This window comes from Aquiflexum sp., from assembly GCF_977115555.1.
Map to the genome: position 1 here is coordinate 1 of NZ_CDSBKL010000460.1, position 2,989 is coordinate 2,989.

Sequence of the window (2,989 nt, forward strand, 5' to 3'; positions counted from 1 at the left end):
CGCCATGGACCTTTGCGGCACCGGTGGCGATGGCAAAGATACTTTCAATATCTCAACTTTGGCTTCTTTTATAGTCGCAGGTGCAGGACAAAATGTTGCCAAACATGGAAATACAGGTGTGTCCTCTATTTGTGGTTCCTCCAATTTATTGGCGCACTTTGGATATGAATTTACCAATGACATCGGACAAATAAGAAAGAGCTTGGATGAAGCTGGAATCTGTTTTCTCCATGCGCCGCTTTTTCACCCTGCTATGAAAAATGTCGCCCCGATCAGAAAAGAATTGGGTGTCAAAACATTTTTCAATATGTTGGGCCCTATGGTCAATCCAAGTTTCCCCAAAAAACAATTGGTAGGGGTTTTCAGTCTTGAATTGGCAAGGTTGTATGCCTACTTGTATCAGGAGCATGAGGGTAACTTTAGCATCCTTCACGCTTTGGATGGCTATGATGAAATTTCCCTCACAGGAGATTTCAAGATGATTTCCAATTCAGGAGAAAAACTCCTCAGCCCGGAAAGCATTGGTCTGCCGAAAATCTCTGCGGATTCCATTTTGGGAGGAGAGACAGTCGAGGAATCGGCTAGGATCTTTGATGATATCCTCAAAGGAAAAGGAACAGTTCCACAAAATTCCGTTGTCCTTGCCAATGCCGCAGCAGCTTTGGTGACTGCAGATCCTGGATTGGGATTTGAAACTGCCCTGGAAAAAGCCAAAGACTCTCTTTTTGGAGGTAATGCACTGAAAGTTTTCAATGCCCTGGTCAATCCAAAAACAACCATTTCATTTTCAAACTGAAAGACATGAATATTTTAGATAAAATTATTGCCCACAAAAAAATTGAAGTTGCAGATAAAAGCAGCTTGGTCCCTGTCAAATTATTGGAGAAAAGCATCTACTTTGACAGCCATGTGGTGTCGATGAAAAAATACATTGCCCAAGAAGACAAAACAGGAATCATTGCTGAATTTAAGAGAAAATCTCCTTCCAAAGGCGCGATTAACACCAACGCTTCTGTAGAATCAGTCAGTATCGGCTACATGCAGGCAGGTGCATCGGCTCTTTCCATATTGACAGACAAGGAGTTTTTTGGAGGGAAAAATGAAGATTTGACTACAGCTAGGAAATTCAATTTCTGCCCCATTCTCCGAAAGGATTTCATCATTGATGAATACCAGATCATCGAAGCCAAGTCAATCGGAGCAGATTGCATTTTGTTGATTGCGGCAGCTTTGGAACCAAAACGCCTGAAAGAATTGGCTTCATTTGCACATTCTTTGGGATTGGAAGTATTGATGGAAGTGCATGATGGCGAAGAATTGGAATCTTCACTCAATGAACACTTGGATTTGGTAGGAGTCAACAATAGAAGCTTGAAGACTTTCGAAGTTTCTTTGGGAACTTCTTTTGGTCTTGTAAACCAAATCCCATCCGAATTTATCAAAATCTCGGAATCGGGTATTTCCAAACCGGAGACTTTGATGGAATTGAAGAAAGCAGGTTTTGATGGTTTCCTTATTGGTGAAAACTTCATGAAATCAGCACGTCCTGAGCAGGCGGCTTATAACTTCATGACAGAATACAGGAAGTTAATCTCAGAAAACAAGGCCATTTCCATACAATAATGAAGTTAAAGGTCTGTGGCATGCGTGAATCTGCCAATGTAAAAAGTTTGGTAGAGTCGATCCAACCCGATTGGATGGGGCTGATATTCTATCCGGCTTCTCCGAGGTTTGTGTATGACATTCAAGCTGATTGGATCAGGGAAACAGACATCAAGAAAGTCGGCGTCTTTGTAGATGCTTCATTTTCTGAAATCGCAGAAAAGATTCAAAAGTTCGGTTTAAGCACGTTGCAGCTTCATGGTGAAGAAAGTGTGGATGAGGTAGAAAAATTAAAGGATAAAACAGGATTGGAGATTTTCAAGGTTTTTTCTATCGGGCAAAACATCGATTGGAGCATATTGGAAGCATATCTACCTCATGTGGATTATTTCCTTTTCGACACTTTCACAAATGCCTATGGAGGGAGCGGAAAGACATTTAATTGGCAAATCCTCTTAGATTATCCTTTTGACAAACCCTTTCTGCTCAGCGGTGGTTTAGCTATAGTACATGCTGAAGCCATTTTGGAATTGCAATCAAAAATCCCTCAATTGGCAGGAGTAGACATCAATTCAAAATTTGAAATCGAACCCGGACTGAAGGACATTGACTTGGTCTCAGAATTCAAAAATTCACTTAAAATTTAACAAGACGTTATAACCTTTGTTTGTCTCAAATCTTATGTCTCACGTCTCATATCTTTATATAAAATGATCAAAATCGACGAAAAAGGCTTTTATGGAAAATTCGGCGGGGCATATATCCCAGAGATGCTCCATCCCAATATTGAGGAACTCAGAGAAAACTATGAGCAGATCATGGGGACACCTGAATTCCAAAAAGAATTCAGAGGTTTGCTGAAAGACTTTGTCGGAAGGCCCACGCCATTGTATTTTGCCTCCAGACTTTCTGAAAAATACAGAGCTAAAATCTATCTCAAAAGAGAAGACCTTTGCCATACAGGAGCCCATAAAGTGAACAATACTGTTGGGCAGATCATCATGGCCAAAAAGCTGGGCAAAAAGCGAATCATCGCCGAGACCGGAGCAGGCCAACATGGGGTCGCCACTGCGACAGTCTGTGCGCTGATGGGGATGGAGTGCACGATCTACATGGGAGCGATTGATATCCAAAGGCAGCGTCCCAATGTGGAGCGTATGAAAATCCTTGGTGCAAAGGTAGTGCCTGCGACTTCAGGAAGCCAAACACTCAAAGACGCTACCAATGAAGCGATGCGCCAATGGATCAATAATCCTGTTGATACGCATTATATCATAGGTTCTGTCGTCGGACCGCATCCTTATCCTGAAATGGTAGCAAGATTTCAGTCTGTGATTTCGGAGGAAATCAAATGGCAGTTGAAAGAAAAAGAGGGAACCGAAAATCC

Annotated in this window: 4 protein-coding genes; all 4 read left to right on the forward strand. The window is 41.9% G+C overall.

The window, feature by feature from the left end:
- The coding region (trpD, locus tag ACZFYI_RS18235) for an anthranilate phosphoribosyltransferase (RefSeq protein ID WP_462525555.1) at positions 1-796 on the forward strand (796 nt) is incomplete at its 5' end.
- 5 nt (positions 797-801) lie between these two features.
- Entirely contained in the window at positions 802-1,623 is an 822-nt protein-coding gene (gene trpC, locus ACZFYI_RS18240) for an indole-3-glycerol phosphate synthase TrpC (protein WP_462525556.1), read from the forward strand.
- Positions 1,623-2,249: a phosphoribosylanthranilate isomerase gene (locus tag ACZFYI_RS18245; RefSeq protein ID WP_462525557.1), complete on the forward strand. Its 627-nt coding sequence runs from the start codon at positions 1,623-1,625 to the stop codon at positions 2,247-2,249. The genes trpC and ACZFYI_RS18245 overlap by 1 nt, the downstream gene beginning before the upstream one ends.
- 63 nt (positions 2,250-2,312) lie before the next feature.
- A partial coding sequence (locus tag ACZFYI_RS18250) for a pyridoxal-phosphate dependent enzyme (RefSeq protein ID WP_462525558.1) occupies positions 2,313-2,989 on the forward strand: 677 nt, incomplete at its 3' end.